The following is a 22691-nucleotide window of genomic DNA, read 5'->3' as shown; positions in this document are numbered from 1 at the left end:
ATTATTATGTCTATAACGTCTAAGCAACCTGATAAAAAAGCCAGCAAAGCACCTGAAAAAATAAAAGTTTCAGGGGTTATCTTGGTGGACAAACCCAAAGGTATGACTTCACAGCAAGTTGTGTCGAAAGTGAAGTATTTGTTTAAGTCACCGATACACGATAGCAAAAAGGCTGGTCATACTGGTACGCTTGATCCGATGGCAACTGGTTTATTGCCGATTTGCCTAGGCGAAGCGACCAAGTTTAGTCATTATCAACTGGATGCTGACAAGTCTTATCAAGCAACGATTTTGCTTGGTAGTCAAACCGATACGGGTGATGCAGACGGTCAAGTGGTGGCACAATCATCTATTCCAACATTTGATGATGTTTCATTGGCTACTATCGCACAGCAATTTCTGGGCCCTCAGCAGCAGATACCACCGATGTATTCAGCATTAAAAAAAGATGGCAAAAAACTGTATGAGTATGCCCGCGCTGGTATTGAAATTGATAGGCCACCGAGAGATATCATTATTAAGGCGATTGAGCTGCATGCGATTGATGATATACAGATTTGTTTGACAGTCACTTGTACCAAAGGGACTTACGTACGCGTATTAGCAGAGGATATTGCAAAAAAGCTAGGAACGCTTGGACATTTAACGGCATTGCGTCGCACGCAAGTCGGTAATTTTAGTATTGATGATTCTATTGCACTATCGGCTTTAGAAGACAAAGACTTAGATAGCCGACACTCTCAGTTATTGCCTGTCGATGCGTGTATTGATATCGATGCTGAGTTGGTACTGACCGAAGAACAGTGCGCGCGCGTACATATGGGACAGCGCTTAAACGTATCCGATAGCTTGATAGGTAAGCTTAGAGATTATGTTGCAAGCAATGCTGCTCATCAAATATCCCATGCCAGTGAAGCAGAAACCAATATTGCTGGTTCTGATATCGGTACTGAAGACAGCATGGACATCTCGCAGCCTTTACAGCACGAGTTAGCTGTTGATATACGCTTGCTAAATGAGCAAGGAGCATTTCTTGGATTGGGCGCCATTAGCCTCAATGGACGCTTACAGCCCAAAAAGCTTATCCAACGTTGAGGCTGTATTAATAAATGCTGATCAGTAGGCAACGGTTTTTGTCTGCTTTACTAATGGTTTACACTAATCACATACCGTCACATTTTATTGCAGGTTTCGCCTATGGTGAAACCTGTTTTTTTTATACAGTGTATATACCAGTTAAGGACAGCTGCATAAAATGAAAATGGACGACAATAATAACCAAAAAATAGAATTATAACCAAGGACATTTTCTAATAAGTATAAAACCAGTCAAGGGAAGACTATTAACGATGTATAACATTAATGAATGATAAAAATATTAAAACAAATGAATTAATACAAACTCAATGCTAAATACAAAAGGAAATATTATGAAAACGATCGCTTTTTTACTACACAATAACTTCGAGCAAGCAGAATATGAAGATGTGAATAACCAGCTAAAAAACAAAGGTTATAAGACGCTACTGATCACTACGAACGATGCTAAAGAAGTCCAAGCCATGCAGCAGGATGTAAATAAAGGTGATACCTTTACTGCTGATATCTTCGTAAAAGATGCAAATGTTTCCGATTATGATGCATTGGTATTGCCAGGTGGTACAGTGAACGCTGATACTATTCGTGGTAACAAAGACGCTCATAAGGTTATCAATGCCATTAACGACGCAGGTAAACCATTAGCTGTGATTTGTCATGCACCTTGGGCACTTATCAACACGGGCATTGCTAAAGGCAAAACACTAACCGCCTATCATACGCTGCAAACCGATCTAGAAAATGCTGGTGCGACGTACGTCGATAAGACTGTACAAGTCGATGGCAATTTAATTACTTCACGTAATCCAGATGATATCAGTAATTTTGTCGATGCTATCGACAAAGCATTGTCTTAAATTTTGCTTTATTTATTGAAAGATGAAAAATTAAAAATTCTCAACTATTTATAATTACAATTAAAGATATAATTACAATTAAGGAAAATATTATGTCTAACTCTAACCCAAATGATACTGAACTTGAGCAACAACGTGCTGAATCGGCAACGGCCGCTCTTAAGAGTCAAACTGAAGACAACCATACTGAAAACAGCGAAGCAGCAGCAGACCGCATTGCTAGTAATGTAAAAGATGCTAAAGAAGACAAATAGTATCTTTGTGTGTCATTCAGCCTAGAATGGTACAGCTGCATTTGGCTTTAGCTTAGTAGCAATAATTATTTTAGTATTGGTAACTGTAAAATAGATATTTTGAAAAATAATAATGTAGGAGCTAACATGAGTAACTCAACAGATAATATGGATGCGCAAGAAAAAAAAATTCAGCAATTATCAGAAGACATTGATCCTGGTGAGGATGCTACTCCTGATAGTTTGGCAGAAGCCACCACAGCGTCACCACTTGACGATGACGAGCTAGGTGGCAATGCAACACAAGATGATATTAACAAATAAGCAAACATTGTCATCTGTTGATAAACTGTCCTCCCATTAAGGCCAGATCTAAATTTACAAGTTTTATGAAAAACTGCTGATAGTTCAGCAGTTTTTTGTTATAATTGCCCTCACATTTAAATCAGGTTTTGAATAATGTATGTTAGTTAGATCCACACCTTAACTAGGTGTTGACGTTGATAAATATAATGCATACGTTCAAACGTGTTAAATGGTCGTTATCTTTAACTGAATTTGTCGTACACTAGGTCAACTCTAGTAATGCAGGGTTGTCCTGAATGGCGCGCAAGTTATTTTATTTACTATTCTACTGCTTTTAATCTGACTCAAATTGTAGTCCGTTTTTAAAGTTTTTAGCATTGCCGGAGATATTTATGCTAACTAATACCGATCGTGAACAAATCATCGCTCAATACCAACGTGGCGAAAACGACACTGGCTCCCCAGAAGTTCAAGTAGCTTTGTTGAGCGCTCGTATCAACGATTTGCAGAATCATTTCAAAGAACATAAAGCTGACCATCATAGCCGTCGCGGTCTTATCCGTATGGTTAACACGCGTCGCAAATTGCTTGATTACCTAAAAGGTAAAGATCTTGGTCGCTACACCACTCTTATCAGTCAGTTAGGTCTACGTCGCTAATCTAACGACAATAATACGAGTGGGTGGTAAAACAAAGGACGCCATTATATGGCAGAATCTTAAAATTTTTGCTAACCGCTTGGAACTTGTTTGTTGTTATCGATAAAATAGATTTTTCTAAAAACGGTGTGGAATAGTTTCACGCCGTTTTTTTATGCTTATTCATTTTGAAAGCTATGTTTAGATAGCACCATTTGTCTAAAACACATCAATGTCGACAAACATCAGCTACCAAAAATAATGATAATGATGCTGATTGGGCGTTAAAATCAGTATTTCCTATCGATAACGGCTCTGTTCTGCAATTAATTGGTCAATGGCTATAAATCACTGTAAAATAATGCCTTGTGAGTTCGATAGTATATCTACTGAATATATAGCGACTACTGATAAAGTACTTGTCTCTTAGCTTACTGCGTAAATAGCTGATTCTTGAGAGCGTAGACATAGCCTGGACGGTCTTTAGCGCCGAAGTCTTTTGACTTAATGTCTGTTTGATAGTATTTATAGTAAAGCCAAAATTGAACGACCAAATATACATAATAGTACGATGTCTAGCACGAAAAGATATATGAAATAATTAGGTAAAGTTATTGGCATTGATTGAGATGATTTCTAATAGAGAGATTGTCAGTTAATGACCATATACACAGAATTTTAATGACAGATATCAGGTTTTTCAAAGCTGATATCACTTTTGTCAGTCAACATTAGGAAGATTATATGACAATGTTTAATACCATTAAGCGTGAATTTCAGTACGGCGATCAGCAGGTCGTTATCGAGACAGGCCGAATTGCCCGTCAAGCAAACTCTGTATTAGTACATATGGGTGGCGTGACCGTACTTGTCGCAGCAGTCGTAAAATCAGAAGCCAAAGAAGGTCAAAACTTCTTTCCATTGACCGTAAACTATCAAGAAAAAATGTACGCTGCGGGTAAAATCCCAGGTGCTTACGGCAAACGTGAAGGCCGTGCGAGCGAGTTTGAAACGCTGACCTCTCGCTTAATCGACCGTCCGATTCGTCCGTTATTTCCTGAAGGTTATGTAAACGAGATTCAAATTACTGCCACCGTCGTGTCATCAGACAAGACGCAGCACGCAGACATCGCCGCGATGATTGGTGCATCAGCGGCATTGGCAATCTCAGATGCGCCGTTTAACGGTCCTATCGCTGGCGCACGCGTTGGCTTTATCGATGGCGAATACGTGCTAAACCCAACGCTTGAGCAGCTAGAAACCAGTGACCTTGACCTTGTGGTTGCGGGCACCAAATCAGCAGTATTGATGGTTGAATCAGAAGCAGCAGAGCTGTCAGAAGACCAAATGTTAGGCGCAGTCTTGTACGGTCACGAGCAGCAACAAATCGTCATCGACAACATCGTTGCCCTTGCTGAAGAAGTGGGCACACAAAAGCAAGAATTCACCGCGCCTGCTGCCAATGCTGAGCTAGAGTCTGCGGTAAAAGAACAGTTCGGCGACAAAATCGCTGAAGCCTACACCATCACTGAAAAGCAAGAGCGTTACGCGGCCCTTGATGAGATTAAGCAAGCCATCATTGAGAGCCTAGCAGGTGATGCTGAAGCGGACGACTACAGTGACAAAGTGTCTGAGCTCAAAGACATCTATGAAGAACAAAAATACCGCACCGTGCGTGACAATATCTTGTCAGGTAAGCCGCGTATTGATGGTCGTGATCTTGAGACGGTTCGTGCACTTGACGTACAAGTGGGTGTTCTACCATATACACATGGTTCAGCACTGTTTACCCGCGGTGAGACGCAAGCATTGGTGACAACCACGCTTGGTAACACCCGTGATGTCAATATGATTGACTCACTAGGTGGCACGATTCGCGACCATTTCATGCTGCATTACAACTTCCCACACTTTTCAGTAGGTGAGACGGGTCGTGAAGGCGCGCCAAAGCGTCGTGAAATCGGCCATGGTCGCCTTGCACGCCGCGGTGTACAAGCGATGCTTCCAGATAGCGAACGCTTCCCATACGTCATCCGTGTGGTATCAGAAATCACTGAATCAAACGGTTCATCTTCTATGGCGTCTGTTTGCGGTGCAAGCTTGGCGTTGATGGATGCAGGCGTACCATTAAAAGCACCAGTTGCTGGTATCGCGATGGGTCTGGTTAAAGAAGGCGAGCGTTTTGCTGTCTTGTCAGATATCTTAGGTGACGAAGATCATCTAGGTGATATGGACTTTAAAGTAGCCGGTTCTAAAAACGGTATCACTGCACTACAGATGGATATCAAGATTGAAGGTATTACCCCTGACATCATGGAGCAAGCGCTTAAGCAAGCCCACGCTGGTCGTATCCATATCTTGGACGCAATGAACCAAGTATTGCCTGAGAGCCGTACTGAAATCAACGCTCATGCACCAAACTATGCCGTTATCGAAATCAACCCAGACAAAATTCGTGACGTTATCGGTAAAGGCGGCGCAACTATCCGTCAGCTAACCGAAGAGACTGGTGCGGTTATCGATATCGATGACGCTGGTACGATTCGTATCTTTGGTGAAAACAAAGCAGCGACTAAAGCCGCTATCGGTAAAATCGAAGCAATAACTGCTGAAGTTGAAGTTGGCAAAACTTATGAAGGTACGGTTGCTCGTATCGTCGACTTTGGTGCGTTTGTTAACCTATTACCAAACACTGATGGCCTAGTGCACATCTCACAAATCGCAGAAGAGCGCGTAGAAAATGTATCTGATTATCTGAAAGAAGGTCAGGTCGTTAAAGTGCTTGTGCAAGACGTTGATAACCGCGGCCGTATCAAACTGACGATGAAAGGTGTTGAGCAGAACTAAGGCTCAGTATTTGATGTAGTTTGATTCATAAAAACCGCCTTGGGATGCTCTTATGAGTGCCCAAGGCGGTTTTTTTATGGGCGCAAAAAAATGATGACTGGCTAGAGAGCCATTTATAAATCAATGCTTTTGGGCATATGTATATCGATACGCAGTTTTGGTAGGTCTTGTAAATACGTGGTCAATAATGGCAACGTATCAGTCTGCCAATCTAGAGGTAGCGAATTTATACTCCCATTTTTATTAGATATAGGATCGCGAGGATTATCGGAGATAAGCGGACGAGCGAGTAGCGCAACCCTACGGATACCCTGATAGCGTATGAGCGGAATTAATTTCTGCTGTAGGTCAATCAAAGCCGCGATGAGCCAACGCGACCGCGCAGGATGGTATGGGTGGTTTGATACAGCAAGGTTGGCGATATAACTTGGTTGATTGCCGTTACTACTGATGCCAAGACCAGATTGCTCACGTGTGCGCTTATACAGTAAGCAGCTGCCAACACTCAGACTGCCATCACGGCACACGCTATGATAATGATGATAGTTATCAGGAAACAATGTTTTGGCTCGCGTGAGCACAGGGTCTAGAATGACACCAGCGTTATTGACAGGTAAAACAAGCAGCTGTGCATTGCTATTTAAAATAGAGGCATGCGTAAGTTGCAGAATCGCCATTATAGACCTCTTTGTGAAAATCCTACGTTTATTGTGTCTCTGTACTAGTAGAGCTATCCGCTTCTAATTGTGCTATTTGCTGTTCAAGTAGAGCGATTTGTTCTGCTTTCATATCGGTTAGCTGTTTATTCATTGCCAATTGCTCAGCAGCCAACTTTTCTTGTTCAGCTAAGCGTTTACGTTCATCTTCTAAACGATCAATTTCTTCTTTGGCTAAGCTGTCCGTCTTTGGCAGCGGTGCATTTAAGATAGCTTTAGGGTTTCGCGTTTCAACACCCTTATTGTCGTCTGCACTGGCGCTTTCATCAGTGAAACTGCTGTCAGTGAGTACAGTGTCAGGCTCATCAGTTATGATGTGTGGAGTCGAAGCCGCTTGAGCAGCCTCGGTTTGCTTATTCATCGTAGTTGATTGAATGATAGGTGAAACCACTTCTGGCTCGGGTTTTACCCAAAGTAAGTAACCAACAGCAATGAGTATCACCGCAAAAATAAGGATAATCCAAACTCGTCGGCCAGCTGTCGCAGATGTTGCCCTAGAAGGCTTGGTCGATAAAGGGCGCATTTTTTTACGGTTCATATTATGATCGATTTGTGTCAAGAATATAAGTAGACCTACTATAGCAAACTCAAAATAAAAAGCCTATCTATTGATAGATAGGCTTAAGTCAGTATGAAATAGTGAGTTGCTTAGGTGGTAGTCTAGAAACAACACTGGATAACTAGGGTTTGAACTTGACTGTACCACTGGTGCCTGTTGTCATGGCATCGCGAGCAAGCTGATCCTCAAGATGGTTTTTGGCGCTGATGGCATCAGGGTCAGGGCGATGTTCCGAATGTCCGCATTTTGTGCATTCGATGTATTCATCTGGCGCTGGCGTAACAATATTTATCTGTACCACAGCATCCATCTCCTGGCATTTTGGACAGCGCACTCCTGCTAAAAATCGACGTTTAGGGCTTGATGACTGATAGCGCATTTAGATAGCCTCGCGTGTTGTTTGAGCATTTGCAGCATCAGTGTTTTTTGCATCAGTGAAACCGTTATGGCGTAGCAAGGCATCTATGTTCGCACTACGGCCACGGAAGTTTTCGAAATTGGTTTTGGCTGGAAAACTGCCTCCAACAGACAGGATCGACTCACGAAAAGCTTTACCCGTTGCTGGGTTAAAAATACCGTCTTCTTCAAACTTACTAAACGCGTCAGCTGATAGCAGCTCAGCCCATTTATACGAGTAATAACCTGCAGCATAGCCACCTGCGAATATATGGCTGAAGCCATTGGCAAAGCGGTTATAGTCAGGTGTTTGCATGATAGCGATATCGCTACGCACGGCATTTAAAGTCGCTAAGATACCCTCATAATTAAGTGCTGGTGTATGGGCATGAATCAGCAAATCAAACAGCGCAAACTCAATCTGGCGCAGCGTTTGTAGGCCGCTTTGGAAGTTTTTGACAGCCAATAGTGCATCAAGTTTGTCTTTAGGCAATGGCTCGCCAGTGTCGACATGACTGCTAATAAGGGCAATGCCTTCAGCATCCCAAGCCCAGTTTTCCATAAACTGACTAGGAAGCTCGACGGCATCCCATTCGACGCCATTGACACCCGCGACATCACCGACCGTCACTTGAGTTAACAAATGATGTAAGCCGTGACCAAATTCGTGGAATAAGGTCAGCACCTCTTCATGGGTCAATAAGCTTGGCTTGCCATCAAGTGCGGGCGTAAAATTGCCAACCATGAAGCAAACAGGTAGCTGCTGATGGTTTTGTTCCTCGTAACTGTAACGAGATTGAAAACCACTCATCCAAGCACCGCCGCGCTTGCCGCTACGAGCAAACAAATCAAAATAAAATCCGCCAATCAATTGATCATCAGCATCAAACAGTTGGTAAAAACGTACGTCATCGTGCCAGCGTGATACAGAATGATCATCTGCACCCTCATAGCTTTGCTCTTGTACTGTAATACCATATAGACGTTCGACAATGGCAAACAAACCGCTCGTCACTTTTGGCAGTGGGAAATAAGGACGAATCTCTTCTTGTGACAAGCTAAATTCACTTTGTTTTACTTTCTCAGCGATGTAGGCGCTATCCCAAGGTTGCAATTTATCAATGCCATAATCCTGCGCATACCTCTGTAACTGTGCTAAATCTTTCTGCGCGGCTGGGGTCGCTTGAGTGGCCAAGTCACGCAGGAACGTTTCTACCTCTGAGACACTGTCTGCCATCTTAGTCGATAGGGATACTTCAGCATAATTATCAAAGCCTAATAACTTGGCCTTTTGTTCACGTAAGGTGAGAATTTTGCTCATGATGTCAGCATTGTTTAATGACTCACCTTTAGCATTGGTATGCGTATCAAATTCAGAGGCGCGCGTGACATAAGCGCGATACAGCGTTTCCCGTAAGCTGCGATCATCAGCGTGGGTCATAACCGCTAGATATACAGGAATGTTCAAGCTTGCGACATAATAAGGCGTCGGAAGCGCGTCTATATCTGTTTGACTCAGGGTGCCATTAGCAAGCTCACGCGTTTTGTACTGTGCACCTGCATCTGCCAATAGCGCCAAACCGCTCTCTGTTAAGCCTTTTAGCTGACTTTCTTCTAAAGGCAATGCAAAGGCTTGGGTTGCATCCAAGATATGATCTGAGAATGTTGCAGATAAGGTTGATAGCTCGCTTTGGATCGCGGCAAACTGCTCTTGCTCAGCTTGAGGCAAGGCGACCCCTGATAACTCAAAGCTACGTAGTGCCAGCTCGATCGCCCGCGCACGTGCCGGCTCAAGTGCCGCAAAAAACTCGTTATCATCGGCGATCGTTTGATAGCGGGTAAAAAGTGGCTGATGTTGACCAACCCGCGTCCCGTAAGCCGATAACTTGGGCAGTAGCTCGTGATGGACATGACGAATCTCATCGTTACTCATCACGCCATTGAGATGAGACAAGATTCCCCAGCTACGATCCAGCGCTAGATTGATATGATCAAACTGCATCACATCTGCCAGTGCTTGCTCAGCGCTTAATTTTGCAATGCCAGTACTATTGTCAGCCCCCGCCGTCAAGTTATCTAAGAAACTATTGGCATCGTCGATAGCATTGATGACTTGGGTTTGTAATGTACTTGGCGCAGCATTGGTAAAATCAACAAGGCGCAAATCTGAAGAAGGAAGAGACATAAAGGTATCCGATATTAATGATTATTATGAAAGAAACATTGGGCAAACGTAGCTTTTAAATCGCGCTTGATACGATCTAACTTTGCGATGTACTACGACTCGCGCCATTTAAAATTTATATTTAGTTATATAAAAGATGGGTTCATTTAGTCAAAATACAACCTGAGTACTTATAAACTAAGAGTGAATGCTTAAACTAAAAGTGAATGCTCAAAGGAAACGACAAATAATATAGTAAGTTGAGATGTTAGAAATCTTTAACAATACAGAGTGCTCTACTTACAAAGTGCTATCATTTGCTTGCAAATTAACCCTATAGCGAGCTTAGGGTAGCTGATAGCATCAAGATAAAGGAATTTAAAAATTGTACGCCGATCAGGCGTACAGATAGACAATGGACAAAAAATATTGATGAATTGACAGAATAATTCGTTGTTTACCGACAATGATTAGAGCTGCTATTAATAATAAATAAGGCAAGATGCCCTGACATTGTACTCATAAAAGAATGTATAAAATCGACAGTAAATGATAATAAAACAAGGAGCAATATATGAAAGCGACTCTTAAAAGCTTACGTGAAACCAAAGCCAATCCAGCGGTAAGTATCTTTGTTAAGACCCACCGCGCGCATCCAGCTAACGAGCAAGATCCTATCGCTCTAAAAAATCAGTTGAAAGTTGTCGAAGACCGCCTAAATAAAGAATATGATAAGAGCACAGCGACGACTATTTTAGATAATATTCATGCAAAGACCAAAGAATTAAATCATAACTATAATCTTGATACTTTAGCGATATTTGCTAGTACAGATGATGTGCAAATCGTCCGTATGCCAATCGATACGACCGAGCGCGTTGTCATATCAGACAGCTTTGCCACTCGTGATTTGGTGCGTGATATGGCCAGTGCGGTACATTACTACACGGTTGTCCTAACCCGCGATAATTCTCGTCTGATTGAAGCATCAAATGATCGCGTCATTAGAGAGTTTGATAAAGATGACGACATACAAAACAACATGGAAAATATCCAGTTTCCTGTTGAAAATAACGGGCTGTATACCACAGGTGACGGTGGGTCAGATCGTTCATCAAATAATGAAAGCAGCCACTTAAAAGAATACTTTAATCAAGTCGATAAAAGCGTACAAGAGCTATGGGGTGAGCACAAAATGCCACTCGTGATCGTTGGTGACGCCAAAAACATCGGTTACTATAAAGAAGTCTGCGACCGTCCAGACAACATCATTGCTACCGTGTCAAATGTTACTAATTTAGAAGATGGCAGCGCTCAGCATATCGTTGATAGTGTACAAGAAGCGGTAGAAGAATACCGTACATCATTACATCATGCTGCTTTGGGCGAAATCGATAAAGCCCGCGGTGCGAATATGCTGCAGACTGATCTGCAGGAAGTATACCGTAGCGCTTTCCAAGGCGCTGGCGAGACCCTTTATGTACGTCGTGGCTATATCCAATCTGCCAAAATTGATGAAAAAGCGCAAACTCTAAGCCTTGTAAGCGACGCTAGCGCAGAAGGCGTGACTGATGATGCGATCGGTGAAATCATCGAGCATGTCATCCATAATGGTGGTAAAGCTGTATTTATGCCACAAGATATCATGGGTGAAGATCAACCAATCGCGTTGGTTATTCGTTACTAATTTAACGATGATCTAACAATAACACCTACGTGCGATATTCATTTATGAATTGGCCATCAATAATGCATAGGTGTAATATGAGAGCATTGGTTCGATATGAGCCAGTGCTCTTTTTATTTCTTTCATTACTATCACTCTGGGTGTTATCGTAGCTGAGCTATTGATTTTTACTCCATAAATATTGAGCGTACAATTAACCAAATTATGACTACCACCTCTTTTGTTTTGACCAGCTACAACATTCATAAAGGCATGTCACCACTAAACCGTCAGGTGAAAATGCAAGGTATTGCTCAAGCGTTAGAAGCGGTGGGCTCCGACATCTTATGTTTGCAAGAGGTGCAAGGGCAAAACCTTAAACGCAATATGCAATATAACGAATATCCCAATCAGTCTCAGCATGAATGGTTTGGCGAATTTTTGGATTTAGAAAATAGCTATGGCAAAAACTCAGAATACGAGAATGGTCATCACGGCAATGCCGTATTAAGCCGGTTCCCATTAGACCCAAAGCACAATGTCAATATTACGGTCAATCGGCTAGAGCAGCGCGGCGTCCTGCATTGTGAAGTGCAGCCTATCGGTTGGGACAGACCAGTTGTTGTACTGTGCGCGCATCTAAATCTGTTTGAGCGTGACCGTATCAAGCAATATCAGGCCATCAGCGATTATGTAAGAAATGAGATTGCACCTGATCAACCGCTCATCTTGGCAGGCGATTTTAACGATTGGAAAAAGATGTCTTGCGACAAACTGGCTACCGAGCTTGGTATGATAGAAGCATTTAGACATTGTCATGGCAAATTGCTACCGACATTCCCAGCAAAACTGCCAGTGCTCAGTTTAGATCGTATCTATCTGCGTAATTTGGTTGTCAAAGACGCATGGGTACATGGTGGGAAGCCGTGGTCATCATTGTCGGATCATTTGCCGATTAGTGCAGAACTGATGCTGCCTTAATACTTTCTTAATACTTGGTGGTGATGTGCTCGGATGCACTGCCTTGATAATCTATCGAGACTAAAACATCTTTTTAGCAAAAATACTATCGACTAAAATTGCCCCTTATGAAATAGTCATCTAACTTGCAATAAATAGTAAGCACTAACTAATAAACAAAATATAAGGATATATCACTATGGCAACGCCATCTACTAACGACAATAACCAACAACCTCAACTCCCCAATACCCAGCACGCTGCCCTGATATGTGAATTCGGTGAACCAGAAGTAATGATATATCAGGATGGTGTCGACATCCCTGAATTACAGGACGATCAGGTATTGGTCAAAGTCGCCTATGCCGGTATCAACCCTGTCGATTATAAAACCCGCCAAGGCAAAGGGTGGGGCGCAGAAAATATCCAAAAACAAAAATTCGACAATAACCAGCCTGCTATTTTAGGGTTTGACGTATCAGGTACAGTGGTTGATAGCAACAGCGATGAGTTCGTTATTGGAGATCGCGTTGCCGCCTTGACCTTTACTGGTGGTTGCTATGCGCAGTACGTGGCGGTAGACACCAAAATGCTTGCCAAAGTGCCAGAGAGTGTGACATTAGAGCAGGCAGGGGCATTGCCGTGCATTGGGCAAACAGCGCTACAGTTTGTGGAATTTGCAGATATCAAAGAGGGTGAGCATGTCGTAATCAATGCACCAGCAGGCGGCGTCGGTCACTTATTAATACAGCTATTAATGGACAAAGTAAGCCGTGATGATATTAAGGTCACAGTTATTTGCTCACCAGAAAAATATGCCAAGCTCGGTGAGCTTATCGATACTGACAAGCTGGCAGGCTGGATTGATTATACCAAAGACGAAGCGTTCCCTGACTTGCAAGCCGACGTACTACTTGACTTAGTTGGCGATGATGCTGGCGTGCGCGCCCTGAGTGTGCTCAAATCGGGCGCGCGCGTGAATGTGTTGCCAACCATTTGGGTGGATAAACTCAAAGAAGCAGGCGAGCAAAAAAGCTTAGCAGTATCAGGGTATAAAGCGCAGCGTAGTGGTAATGATATGGCGCGTGTTTTACAGCTCGTTGCTGATGGTCAATTAACCTTAAAAATCCAAAAAATCTATCCTTTATCAGAAGTGGTAGCCGCGCACCATGAGCTACAAAAGGGTGATGCCTTTGGCAAGATTGTCCTTGCTGCTTCTGAATAAGAGGCGCTAACCAGTTTTTTAAAAATCATAGGGTCCTTTACGTACTTCATAAAACTCTACAAGAATGGTGTCTCTGACAACACAACAGGCCTACTCTCTAATGTTGTCTGCTGTGGGATAGTGAGAGACACGCTGATAAATGAAGTAATAACAAAGGATGTTCTATGACTATGAATAAAGACATTGAAAATAAAGATACAGAGAATAAAAAACAGACGAAAAAGTCATGGATCATGTCGCCTATGAAGCGCAAGTGCGTGAAGAAATAGAAGCATGGAAAAACCCTGATAAAGGTGTTTTGGACAAAGCTTTTGCGGTCCTTAATACGCCTATTGTCGCGGCAGGTGATGCATTAATGGATGTGCCGCAATTCGGCGATGCCTTAAAAAAAGCAACTGAGCAAACCATTAGTACTTTGAGTAATGCCGCCAATTGGACATTGAACACTCAAGGCGTTATCGAGAGCTATCAAGAGGAGCCTGATATTAAAGGCTCATCAATCAAGACGCTTTCTGATATCAAACATCTACCAATTGCGGTTGTCGATAAACAAGTCAAGCTGCTCAAAAGTAAATATGTCGCGCTAACCAGTGCGCAAGGCGTGACGACAGGGGTGGTTGGCTGGGTAGGTATTCCTGCCGACGTCGTTGGTCTTATCTCTACCAATCTACGCGCTATCGGAGAGTATGCGACTTACTATGGCTTTGACATGAATGATAAAGGCGAACAGTTGTTTGCCATGTCTTTGTTGGCGGTGGCTACTCCTGCCTCTGCTGAAGCGCGCAAAGCATTCATGCGGTGGGTGCAGTAGTGGCAGGCGGTGTTAATGCCAACTATACGGCCAATGTCTGTGAAGCGGCGTATCAATGCTACCGTGAACGTTTTTTAGATCGCATTGCATAGGTAATCGTTTACTCAACCTGACCATGGCAGTTTTAGTTTGCAAGCATTTGACGAAAGGTTAGGCTAATCCGTCCAGTATCGACTGTTTTTGTTTTCGTGATTGTATGCTTCCAAAAGCGCTGTGTCTCCCCATGCATGACAATTAATTGTCCAGACTCAAGATAAAGCGCGACTTTTTCTTGAGTTTTTTTGTGCTTAAAAACAAATTTGCGGGTGGCACCAAGGGAGAGAGATGCAATGATTGGTTGATGACCGAGCTCTTTTTCATCATCGGCATGATAGCCCATGCCATCAGTGCCAGTTGGATAATAGTTGAGCAAGCAGGTGTTGAAATGTGCTGCAATACCGATGTCTGCCAACGCTTTTTCTACATATTGTTTCACATGGAACACTATATCTGACCATGGTATTGTCTGTCGCGTGTGCCCTGAATACTGGTAATCTGCATCCGTGTCTCCCATCCAGACAATTTGGCGAGTCGTCACATGAGTTTTACCAAATAACGTCACTATATCCGATTGCCAAGGCAACCCATTTAGCAACGTATTATAGAGGACATTGGCATCGTTTATGACTATGCCTAGATCGTTTACATTACCATCATAGGGCAATATATTATCTGTGGGTGCGGACGCAAAAAGGTCAGTCATAGATTAATAGTTATCTCTCATTATTTGCTGCGTTGATAGTGCTCTTGAATGATCTGAGCACACAGTTTGGGCGCTTCCATTGGCAGCAGGTGACCATAGTCTAGCAATGAGATGATGCTGCTATCAGGCACAAATTTTTGCCATTGTTGTCGTACCTTATCATTGATGAATAAAGTAGGCTTACCGGTAATCAGCGTATAGGGGCAGCGTAGTTTTTTGAGCGCGGCATCGATATGAGGGGCGCCAAAATAGTTGGCCAGCTCTTGCTCTGGAGCAAACATCAAGCTGTAACTTCCATTTGGATTTTTGCTCAAGCTCTGTTCGGCAAATATCTGCAAGTGTTCATCACTGATGCGTCTATAAGCACGCTGCGCACGCAAGTTGTCATAATAAGCATCGACACTTGGCCACGTAGATTGCCGATTTACTGTGCTTTTGAAAGGCTCACGACTCAGCAGGATAGAGCGCGGTAACAGATTATACAAAATAGCTTGGTTTTTGGTGAATGTGACAGGCTCTATCAGATATAGCTGCGAAAATAGCTCTGGACGTTTGGCTGCTGCCATGGCTGTGGCGGTTGCGCCTTGTGAATGTCCGATACCGACGACAGGCTTATCTTGTGTTTTTTCTAAAAACTCAATAAGCAGGTCAGCATCTTGCTCACGCGTTAGACGACGGCTGTGCGGTTTGTCATACCAATAGCCACGCAGGGCAAGTGAGCTGATATCAAACTCAGTTGCCAGCTCATTTAGCAATGGCGTATAGGTACCAACGGTGAAACTATTACCACCATAAAAATGCGCGGGTGTGCGGCGATGGTTATCTGTTTGAACTGACTGATTGAGCTGGCTAAGATGATAGTAACGTGCTTTTTTACCATCAAGATTGATGCTGTTTGTAAATGCTTCCATAAAATAAACACTTCCTTGTGATTTATTTTGATGGGTCTTAGTTGTCTTCACCTAAGAAACCACCGCTTTGACGTTGCCATAATTTAGCATAGACGCCATCGCGTGCGAGCAGCGCCTCGTGACTGCCTTGTTCAATAATACGCCCTTTGTCCATCACTACTAGTCGATCCAGTGCCGCAATGGTTGATAAACGGTGGGCAATGGCAATCACGGTTTTGCCAGTCATCATGTCGTTTAAGCTTTCAGTAATAGCAAATTCGATTTCAGAGTCAAGGGCACTCGTGGCTTCATCAAGCAGCAAAATTGGTGCGTTTTTCAGCATTACGCGGGAGATGGCAATACGCTGGCGCTGACCACCTGAGAGTTTGACGCCGCGCTCACCGACCTGAGTATCAAGGCCGGTGTTGCCTTTGTCATCGCTTAAGTCTTTGATAAAGTCCCATGCTTGGGCTTGCTTAGTGGCTTCAATAATTTCAGCATCGGTGGCATCTGGACGACCATAAGCAATGTTTTCACGGATGGTACGATGCAATAACGAGGTGTCTTGGGTCACCATGCCAATTTGCTGGCGCAGTGACTCTTGAGTGACTTCATCAATTGCCTGTCCATCAATAAAGATTTTGCCACTATCGACATCAAAGAAGCGTAGTAGTAAATTCACCAAGGTTGATTTGCCTGCCCCAGAGCGTCCGACCAGACCGATTTTTTCACCTGGTTTGATGTCCAAATAAAAGTCATCTAGCAGCTTCACACGGTTGCTCGCCAGTGCGGTACCTGCAGTGTGCGCCTCATCGACGCGCGCGCCTTCATCATCGGCAGCGCTCATATCCTCTTCGTAACCAAAATCAATATGATCAAAGACAATACGACCATCAGTGACCGTTAGTGTTTGCGAATTAGGCTTATCGACGATTTTTTGCGGGGCTGATAGAGTACGCATACCATCTTGTACCGTACCAATACTCTCAAACAAACTGGTAGTCTGCCACATAATCCAGTGGGTCAAACCGTTTAAGCGCAGTGCCATAGCAGTCGCTGCGGCAATCGCACCAACACCCACATCACCTTGTTGCCACAAATATACACCGATAGCTGCAGTCGAGCCAATCAGAGTCACACTGATGGCATGGTTGACGACCTCAAGATAGCTGACCCAGCGCATCTGTGCGTGTACCGTACCCAAAAACTGATTCATCGCGTATTTGGCATAACCCAATTCGCGCTGCGAGTGGCTAAACAGCTTGACGGTCATGATATTGGCATAAGCATCGGTGATGCGTCCTGTCATCAACGCACGGGCATCCGCTTGGACAATGGCCGTACGTTTGAGGCGCGGAATAAAGTACCACATGGAAAGCCCAAACAGTACAAACCAAACCGCAAATGGAATGAGCAGCAAGCTGTCCAGATTAAATAAAATCACCCCAGTAGTGACAAAATACACCACCACATACATCATCATATCGGTGATGGTCATCACTGTATCACGCACGGCCAATGCCGTTTGCATCACCTTTGCTGAGACACGTCCTGAAAACTCATCTTGATAAAACTGCATCGACTGCCCAAGCATTCGGCGGTGAAAACGCCAGCGCATCTGCATCGGAAACACGCCTTGGATCACTTGAAAATGTACCAATGACGATAAGCCAATCCAAAATGGGCTGAGGATTAAGACAGCAAACATCAGCAGTAGCATGTCGCTTTTTTCTGCCCACAGTGTCTGCGGGGTATAAGCACCCAGCCAATCCACCAAGTTACCAATCCATGCAAACAACATGGCCTCATAGACCCCAACACCTGCGGAGAGGATCATAAATAAGAACAGCCAGCCACGCAAACCATGAGTACAGGCCCACAAAAACTTCAATAACCCCTTACGAGGCAATGGCATGGGCGTTTCTGGGAAGGCAGGAAGACGGGATTCAAAAAAACGAAAGAGAGCGTTCATAGGCGGCAATAATACGTCAAAACAGAACGGTTTTGAGTCGTTACTTATGTTAATAAAATAGCAGGGTATTTTATCAAAACTTGGCAATCAGGCGTGCAGTAAATTGTAATTTATCCATGCATAGTGCTTTTGGTTGATACGTTATTGCCAATAACGCGCATGGAAATACGGATAAATAGATTGCTGTCAAAAATATATTTTGCTACCTTCTAGACCGCAACTGGCTTAGTTGATCGAATGATGAGCGTTGTAATCATATTTTTTAATGAAATCAGTCAAATACAAAGCGGCTTACTTGATGCTGCGCCACCAGTGTATGGATAATAAATACCCAGTACTAGGGTTCAAAAGGTAGGCCTTAATGATGTATCTAACCATTGCGGTGCTGTGTAGCGTCGCTGTTTCAGTGCTTTTAAAAATACTACGCCAAAAGAAAATGGATATTCGTCAGACCATTGTCGCAGGTTATCCCGTCGCTTTTTTACTGACTTGGCTTTTATTGAAGCCTGATGTCGGCGCCATACATGCGCTAGACAGTGCTTGGGGCATCATCATCGCGCTTGGGATCTTGCTACCGGCCGTGTTTATCATTCTTGGACGTGCTATTGAGGCGGTGGGAATGGTGGCAACGGATGCCTCCCAGCGCCTATCATTGATTATTCCGATCATTGCCGCTTTTTTGCTATTTGGTGAGGTGCTGACAGATACGCGTGTGCTGGGATTGGTACTTGGCTTTTTGGCACTAGGAGCACTGGTTTATCGACCACAGCAGACAGATACCCCTAAGCAAACAAAATACACACCGCTGTGGTTATTCGGTGTATGGGCGGGTTACGGCATCATCGATATCTTGTTTAAGCAGGTTGCCAAGCAGGGTACTGCTTTTCCGTTGACACTGTTTGTGAGTTTTGGCGTCGCAGGGTTATTATTACTCGTCTATTTGCTCGTCACTCGGGTGCGCTGGCAGGCAGACGCCCTTGTCGCTGGATTGCTACTTGGCGCGCTCAACATGGGTAATATTTACGCTTATGTCAGAGCCCATCAAGTGCTCTCCGATTCACCTAGTATTGTGTTTACGGGGATGAACGTGGGTGTCATCGCAGTCGCCACATTGATCGGAGTGGGCGTGTTTAAAGAACGACTCAATCGCATCAATTTGGTGGGGCTGCTACTCGCAGTATACTGTGTGGGCGTCTTATTTTTGGCGTGAGATATGTTGTCCAAAGAAGAATTCAGTAGAGTTTTTAGTGATGTTGTCACGTTTTCTATATAGGCATACTTATCATCCTATGATAAGGTCATCTACAAATAGCAGACCTTATATAGGTGATAGAAAGCTTGATTTATAATGTTTAATTTCACTCAATAAAAATAGGATGTACTTTCAATGGAATACGACAATCAGTTACAGCGCATAAAAGACGGTTCAGGGTTTATCGCTGCGCTCGACCAAAGTGGCGGCAGCACACCAAAGGCTTTAGAGAATTACGGCATCAGCGGCGATGAGTATGAGAATGATGAGGCCATGTTTGATTTGGTGCATGAGATGCGTGCCCGTATCATGACGTGCGACTGTTTTGACAATGAGCGTGTGCTTGGTGCGATCTTATTTGAAGATACCATGGAGCGCGACGTCAATGGTAAGTCGACCGCCAACTATTTGTGGGAAGACAAGCAAATCGTTCCATTCTTGAAGGTAGATAAAGGTTTGGCGGAGCAGATGAGCGGCGTCCAAGTCATGAAGCCGATGCCTAATCTAGACCTGTTGCTAGATAAAGCCAAGAACTATCCAGTATTTGGTACCAAGATGCGCTCAGTCATTTATGAGCCAAATGTCGATGGTATTGAGCTCGTTGTACAGCAGCAGTTTGATGTGGCCAAGCAAATCATCTCAAAAGGCTTGATGCCAATCGTTGAACCAGAGGTTAATATTGATAGTGCCCAAAAACATGATTGCGAAGTGCTATTAAAAGCCAATATTTTGCGTAATCTGGAACGCTTAAATGACGAACAGCAAGTAATGCTCAAGCTGACATTGCCTGAGGAAGCAGGATTTTATCAGGAACTGGTTGACCATCCAAAAGTGCTCAAAGCCGTGGCGCTATCTGGTGGTTATAGCCGCACTGATGCGTGCGCGAAGCTCAAACAAAACCCCGGTATGATTGCCAGCTTCTCGCGCGCCTTTACCGAAGGGTTGAGTAAGCAGCAAAGCGATGAAGAGTTTGCCGATACCATTAATACGTCGATTGAGGAGATTTATCAGGCGTCGAAGGTTTGATATTACTAAATACATAAACTAAAAAAGCCCAAACCTGATAGTCAGGTTTGGGCTTTTTTATTATAGTAAAAAGCTTATACCTCTTTGTATAACTGGCGTCCTTCCTTGTTGTATTTTTCCATCATCTCAGCCATGCCTTGACGGACTTCTTCAGCACTGGCTTCGCCTACTTGTCCGACCAGTTCTGTATCGACTTTTTTGATCAAATGATCATCATCGCTTAAGTCGCCTGATTGCGGCGTTACCTTTTTATTGGCGGCATCTTTGTCCAGTCCTGCTGCATACTCACGCACGTTTTGCGTGATTTTCATGGAGCAAAACTTCGGACCACACATAGAGCAAAAGTGTGCCGACTTGTGCGCATCTTTTGGCAACGTTTCATCGTGATATTCGCGCGCGGTATCAGGGTCGAGCGCCAAATTGAACTGATCATCCCAGCGGAATTCAAAGCGCGCTTTGGATAGCGCATTATCACGCGCCTGTGCACCAGGGTGACCTTTGGCAAGGTCGGCGGCGTGTGCAGCGATTTTATAGGTAATAATGCCGTCTTTGACGTCTTTTTTGTTTGGTAGACCCAAGTGCTCTTTTGGTGTGACATAGCATAGCATCGCGGTACCAAACCAGCCAATCATCGCCGCACCAATCGCACTGGTGATATGGTCATAACCTGGGGCGATGTCAGTCGTTAATGGGCCCAAGGTATAGAAAGGCGCGTCCGCACACAGCTCAAGCTGCAAGTCCATGTTTTCTTTGATACGGTTCATCGCCACGTGTCCAGGGCCTTCAATCATCACCTGTACGTCGTGCTCCCATGCCACTTTGGTCAATTCTCCAAGGGTGCGTAGCTCACCGAACTGCGCTTCATCATTGGCATCTTGCAAGCAGCCGGGGCGTAGGCCATCACCTAGACTGAACGCCACATCGTATTGCTTCATAATCTCGCAGATATCTTCAAAATGCGTGTATAAAAAGCTCTCTTTGTGATGCGCCAGACACCACTGCGCCATGATAGAGCCACCGCGTGAGACGATACCTGTCAAACGCTTTGCGGTGAGCGGTACATAGCGGAGCAGGACGCCTGCGTGAATGGTAAAGTAATCCACACCTTGCTCGGCTTGCTCGATCAAGGTATCACGGAATATCTCCCACGTCAGATCTTCAGCGACGCCATCGACTTTTTCTAAGGCTTGATAAATCGGTACGGTACCAATCGGCACAGGCGAGTTACGGATTAGCCATTCGCGGGTTTCGTGAATGTGATTGCCCGTCGATAAATCCATGATGGTATCCGCGCCCCAACGCGTGGCCCACGTCATTTTGGAGACTTCTTCATCGATCGATGAGCCGAGCGCTGAGTTGCCGATATTGGCATTGATTTTTACCAAAAAGTTACGCCCGATAATCATTGGCTCAGATTCAGGGTGGTTGATGTTGTTGGGGATAATTGCGCGTCCAGCGGCTACTTCATCACGGACAAACTCAGGGGTGATAATTTTGGGCATATTGGCACCGAAGCTCTCACCCTCATGTTGACGCATGTCAGTCAGTTCATGCTGCTTTTGCGTCTCACGTATCGCAATATATTCCATCTCAGGGGTAATGATGCCGCGACGCGCGTAGTAAATCTGCGTGACGTTTTTCCCTGCTTTGGCACGGCGCGGTTTGTCAATATGAGCAAACCTGAGGTTGGCAGTACTGATGTCACGAGCACGCGCTTGCCCGTACGAGCTAGATAGACCGCTTAGTTGCTCGGTATCACCGCGCTCAGCGATCCAGTTTTCACGCAGTTTGGGTAGACCGCGGGTCAGATCAATCTCGACATTGGGGTCAGTGTACACACCTGAAGTATCGTACACATAAAAAGGCGGATTGTGCTCGCCATCCTTATCACCCGTACCGCCAACTGGCGTATCCGTTAAGCTGATTTCACGCATCGGTACTTGAATATCAGGCCGTGAGCCTTCGATATAGACTTTGCGCGAGGCGGGTAGGATACGGTGTAAGTCGCGCGCGTCTTCTTCAAAGCGTGCATCACTGGCGGCGCGGTGGGCAGGCGTTTTTAGTGCGTCGGCTTTTTTATCGGCTTTGGTGTCTGATACGAGAGGTATGTTATCGGCTGGGTTGTGCGTTTGGACTTGTGATGCCGCTGAGGCACTGTCAAAAGAGCTGCTGTTTGAAATAGTCATATGCTGTCCTAGCGTGTTGGTTTTTGAATAAAAGCAACACCGCCAGTAGCTGCGGGGCAAACACTCGTCATTCAGACAAATTTATATTATCAACACCTAACAGCGAGCAAAGAAGTTGTCGCGGTTAATGGTCATCAAATAGTGGAC

Annotated in this window: 21 protein-coding genes; 13 read left to right on the top strand and 8 right to left on the bottom strand. The window is 44.3% G+C overall.

The window, feature by feature from the left end; all coding sequences use genetic code 11:
- Nucleotides 1-6 precede the first annotated feature (6 nt).
- From truB to pnp, 6 genes are all read left to right on the top strand, one after another.
- Nucleotides 7-1095 carry a tRNA pseudouridine(55) synthase TruB gene (truB, locus tag B3V51_RS04345; RefSeq protein ID WP_071002601.1) on the top strand — a complete coding sequence of 363 codons (1089 nt, stop codon included), beginning with the start codon at nt 7-9 and terminating at the stop codon, nt 1093-1095.
- Nucleotides 1096-1430: 335 nt separating this feature from the next.
- Complete coding sequence (locus B3V51_RS04340; RefSeq protein ID WP_071002600.1) at nt 1431-1955, top strand: type 1 glutamine amidotransferase domain-containing protein; 525 nt, start codon at nt 1431-1433, stop codon at nt 1953-1955.
- Between the two features lie 92 nt (nt 1956-2047).
- The gene (locus B3V51_RS04335; protein WP_156770984.1) at nt 2048-2209 is read left to right on the top strand and encodes a hypothetical protein; all 162 of its coding nucleotides are present in this window, start codon (nt 2048-2050) and stop codon (nt 2207-2209) included.
- A 126-nt stretch (nt 2210-2335) separates the two neighbouring features.
- Entirely contained in the window at nt 2336-2512 is a 177-nt protein-coding gene (locus B3V51_RS04330; RefSeq protein ID WP_167669387.1) for a hypothetical protein, read from the top strand.
- 374 nt (nt 2513-2886) lie between these two features.
- Nucleotides 2887-3153: a 30S ribosomal protein S15 gene (rpsO, locus tag B3V51_RS04325; protein ID WP_058023603.1), complete on the top strand. Its 267-nt coding sequence runs from the start codon at nt 2887-2889 to the stop codon at nt 3151-3153.
- A 723-nt stretch (nt 3154-3876) separates the two neighbouring features.
- Complete coding sequence (gene pnp / locus B3V51_RS04320) at nt 3877-5979, top strand: polyribonucleotide nucleotidyltransferase (protein ID WP_071002599.1); 2103 nt, start codon at nt 3877-3879, stop codon at nt 5977-5979.
- 113 nt (nt 5980-6092) lie between these two features.
- Here the strand turns inward: pnp and B3V51_RS04315 are convergent, their stop codons facing one another.
- From B3V51_RS04315 to B3V51_RS04300, 4 genes are all read right to left on the bottom strand, one after another.
- Complete coding sequence (locus B3V51_RS04315) at nt 6093-6656, bottom strand: hypothetical protein (protein WP_071002598.1); 564 nt, start codon at nt 6654-6656, stop codon at nt 6093-6095.
- Between the two features lie 28 nt (nt 6657-6684).
- A complete protein-coding gene (locus tag B3V51_RS04310) occupies nt 6685-7233 on the bottom strand; it encodes a hypothetical protein (protein ID WP_071002597.1) in 549 nt (182 codons plus the stop codon).
- A 142-nt stretch (nt 7234-7375) separates the two neighbouring features.
- Nucleotides 7376-7633 (bottom strand): YheV family putative metal-binding protein, encoded by a 258-nt coding sequence (locus tag B3V51_RS04305; protein ID WP_058023599.1) that lies wholly within the window; start codon nt 7631-7633, stop codon nt 7376-7378.
- Nucleotides 7634-9835 carry a M3 family metallopeptidase gene (locus B3V51_RS04300; protein WP_186475307.1) on the bottom strand — a complete coding sequence of 734 codons (2202 nt, stop codon included), beginning with the start codon at nt 9833-9835 and terminating at the stop codon, nt 7634-7636.
- Between the two features lie 553 nt (nt 9836-10388).
- Between B3V51_RS04300 and B3V51_RS04295 the strand changes: the two genes are divergently transcribed.
- The 5 genes from B3V51_RS04295 to B3V51_RS04275 all read left to right on the top strand — a co-directional run bounded on the left by B3V51_RS04295 (nt 10389) and on the right by B3V51_RS04275 (nt 14568).
- Nucleotides 10389-11501, top strand: a complete 1113-nt coding sequence (locus B3V51_RS04295; protein ID WP_286708042.1) for a hypothetical protein — start codon at nt 10389-10391, stop codon at nt 11499-11501.
- A 204-nt stretch (nt 11502-11705) separates the two neighbouring features.
- Nucleotides 11706-12461 carry an endonuclease/exonuclease/phosphatase family protein gene (locus B3V51_RS04290; protein WP_186475306.1) on the top strand — a complete coding sequence of 252 codons (756 nt, stop codon included), beginning with the start codon at nt 11706-11708 and terminating at the stop codon, nt 12459-12461.
- A 178-nt stretch (nt 12462-12639) separates the two neighbouring features.
- Nucleotides 12640-13665 (top strand): NADP-dependent oxidoreductase, encoded by a 1026-nt coding sequence (locus B3V51_RS04285; protein WP_186475305.1) that lies wholly within the window; start codon nt 12640-12642, stop codon nt 13663-13665.
- A 226-nt stretch (nt 13666-13891) separates the two neighbouring features.
- The gene (locus B3V51_RS04280; protein ID WP_186475304.1) at nt 13892-14476 is read left to right on the top strand and encodes an EcsC family protein; all 585 of its coding nucleotides are present in this window, start codon (nt 13892-13894) and stop codon (nt 14474-14476) included.
- Complete coding sequence (locus tag B3V51_RS04275) at nt 14464-14568, top strand: EcsC family protein (protein WP_222436685.1); 105 nt, start codon at nt 14464-14466, stop codon at nt 14566-14568. The genes B3V51_RS04280 and B3V51_RS04275 overlap by 13 nt, the downstream gene beginning before the upstream one ends.
- Nucleotides 14569-14600: 32 nt before the next feature.
- Here B3V51_RS04275 and B3V51_RS04270 read toward each other — a convergent pair whose 3' ends face one another.
- From B3V51_RS04270 to B3V51_RS04260, 3 genes are read right to left on the bottom strand one after another with little or no spacing between them, the layout of a single operon-like run.
- Nucleotides 14601-15218, bottom strand: coding sequence for an alpha-ketoglutarate-dependent dioxygenase AlkB family protein (locus B3V51_RS04270; RefSeq protein WP_186475303.1), 618 nt, complete (start codon nt 15216-15218; stop codon nt 14601-14603).
- A 20-nt stretch (nt 15219-15238) separates the two neighbouring features.
- A complete protein-coding gene (locus B3V51_RS04265) occupies nt 15239-16129 on the bottom strand; it encodes an alpha/beta fold hydrolase (RefSeq protein ID WP_212564036.1) in 891 nt (296 codons plus the stop codon).
- Between the two features lie 37 nt (nt 16130-16166).
- Nucleotides 16167-18080 carry an ABC transporter ATP-binding protein gene (locus tag B3V51_RS04260; protein WP_212564035.1) on the bottom strand — a complete coding sequence of 638 codons (1914 nt, stop codon included), beginning with the start codon at nt 18078-18080 and terminating at the stop codon, nt 16167-16169.
- Between the two features lie 361 nt (nt 18081-18441).
- On the opposite strand from B3V51_RS04260, the gene B3V51_RS04255 reads away from it, so the two are divergent.
- Together B3V51_RS04255 and B3V51_RS04250 are read left to right on the top strand one after the other, a co-directional pair.
- On the top strand, nt 18442-19290 hold the full coding sequence (locus B3V51_RS04255) for an EamA/RhaT family transporter (protein WP_212564034.1): 849 nt from the start codon (nt 18442-18444) through the stop codon (nt 19288-19290).
- A gap of 177 nt (nt 19291-19467) precedes the next feature.
- The gene (locus B3V51_RS04250; protein ID WP_212564033.1) at nt 19468-20358 is read left to right on the top strand and encodes a fructose bisphosphate aldolase; all 891 of its coding nucleotides are present in this window, start codon (nt 19468-19470) and stop codon (nt 20356-20358) included.
- Between the two features lie 74 nt (nt 20359-20432).
- Here B3V51_RS04250 and thiC read toward each other — a convergent pair whose 3' ends face one another.
- The gene (gene thiC / locus B3V51_RS04245) at nt 20433-22544 is read right to left on the bottom strand and encodes a phosphomethylpyrimidine synthase ThiC (protein ID WP_284718907.1); all 2112 of its coding nucleotides are present in this window, start codon (nt 22542-22544) and stop codon (nt 20433-20435) included.
- Nucleotides 22545-22691: the final 147 nt, after the last annotated feature.

Source organism: Psychrobacter sp. UBA2514, from assembly GCF_002341255.1.
Taxonomy (GTDB): domain Bacteria; phylum Pseudomonadota; class Gammaproteobacteria; order Pseudomonadales; family Moraxellaceae; genus Psychrobacter; species Psychrobacter pacificensis.
The sequence above is the reverse complement of the archived record's forward strand: the minus strand, read 5'-3'. Positions and strand labels throughout refer to the sequence as shown.

What these genes read in the sequence shown, in the direction of transcription:
- truB (WP_071002601.1), top strand. Translation starts at nt 7, where the DNA reads ATGTCTATAACGTCTAAGCAACCTGATAAAAAAGCCAGCAAAGCACCT.
- B3V51_RS04340 (WP_071002600.1), top strand. Translation starts at nt 1,431, where the DNA reads ATGAAAACGATCGCTTTTTTACTACACAATAACTTCGAGCAAGCAGAA.
- B3V51_RS04335 (WP_156770984.1), top strand. Translation starts at nt 2,048, where the DNA reads ATGTCTAACTCTAACCCAAATGATACTGAACTTGAGCAACAACGTGCT.
- B3V51_RS04330 (WP_167669387.1), top strand. Translation starts at nt 2,336, where the DNA reads ATGAGTAACTCAACAGATAATATGGATGCGCAAGAAAAAAAAATTCAG.
- rpsO (WP_058023603.1), top strand. Translation starts at nt 2,887, where the DNA reads ATGCTAACTAATACCGATCGTGAACAAATCATCGCTCAATACCAACGT.
- pnp (WP_071002599.1), top strand. Translation starts at nt 3,877, where the DNA reads ATGACAATGTTTAATACCATTAAGCGTGAATTTCAGTACGGCGATCAG.
- B3V51_RS04315 (WP_071002598.1), bottom strand. Translation starts at nt 6,656, where the DNA reads ATGGCGATTCTGCAACTTACGCATGCCTCTATTTTAAATAGCAATGCA.
- B3V51_RS04310 (WP_071002597.1), bottom strand. Translation starts at nt 7,233, where the DNA reads ATGAACCGTAAAAAAATGCGCCCTTTATCGACCAAGCCTTCTAGGGCA.
- B3V51_RS04305 (WP_058023599.1), bottom strand. Translation starts at nt 7,633, where the DNA reads ATGCGCTATCAGTCATCAAGCCCTAAACGTCGATTTTTAGCAGGAGTG.
- B3V51_RS04300 (WP_186475307.1), bottom strand. Translation starts at nt 9,835, where the DNA reads ATGTCTCTTCCTTCTTCAGATTTGCGCCTTGTTGATTTTACCAATGCT.
- B3V51_RS04295 (WP_286708042.1), top strand. Translation starts at nt 10,389, where the DNA reads ATGAAAGCGACTCTTAAAAGCTTACGTGAAACCAAAGCCAATCCAGCG.
- B3V51_RS04290 (WP_186475306.1), top strand. Translation starts at nt 11,706, where the DNA reads ATGACTACCACCTCTTTTGTTTTGACCAGCTACAACATTCATAAAGGC.
- B3V51_RS04285 (WP_186475305.1), top strand. Translation starts at nt 12,640, where the DNA reads ATGGCAACGCCATCTACTAACGACAATAACCAACAACCTCAACTCCCC.
- B3V51_RS04280 (WP_186475304.1), top strand. Translation starts at nt 13,892, where the DNA reads ATGGATCATGTCGCCTATGAAGCGCAAGTGCGTGAAGAAATAGAAGCA.
- B3V51_RS04270 (WP_186475303.1), bottom strand. Translation starts at nt 15,218, where the DNA reads ATGACTGACCTTTTTGCGTCCGCACCCACAGATAATATATTGCCCTAT.
- B3V51_RS04265 (WP_212564036.1), bottom strand. Translation starts at nt 16,129, where the DNA reads ATGGAAGCATTTACAAACAGCATCAATCTTGATGGTAAAAAAGCACGT.
- B3V51_RS04260 (WP_212564035.1), bottom strand. Translation starts at nt 18,080, where the DNA reads ATGAACGCTCTCTTTCGTTTTTTTGAATCCCGTCTTCCTGCCTTCCCA.
- B3V51_RS04255 (WP_212564034.1), top strand. Translation starts at nt 18,442, where the DNA reads ATGATGTATCTAACCATTGCGGTGCTGTGTAGCGTCGCTGTTTCAGTG.
- B3V51_RS04250 (WP_212564033.1), top strand. Translation starts at nt 19,468, where the DNA reads ATGGAATACGACAATCAGTTACAGCGCATAAAAGACGGTTCAGGGTTT.
- thiC (WP_284718907.1), bottom strand. Translation starts at nt 22,544, where the DNA reads ATGACTATTTCAAACAGCAGCTCTTTTGACAGTGCCTCAGCGGCATCA.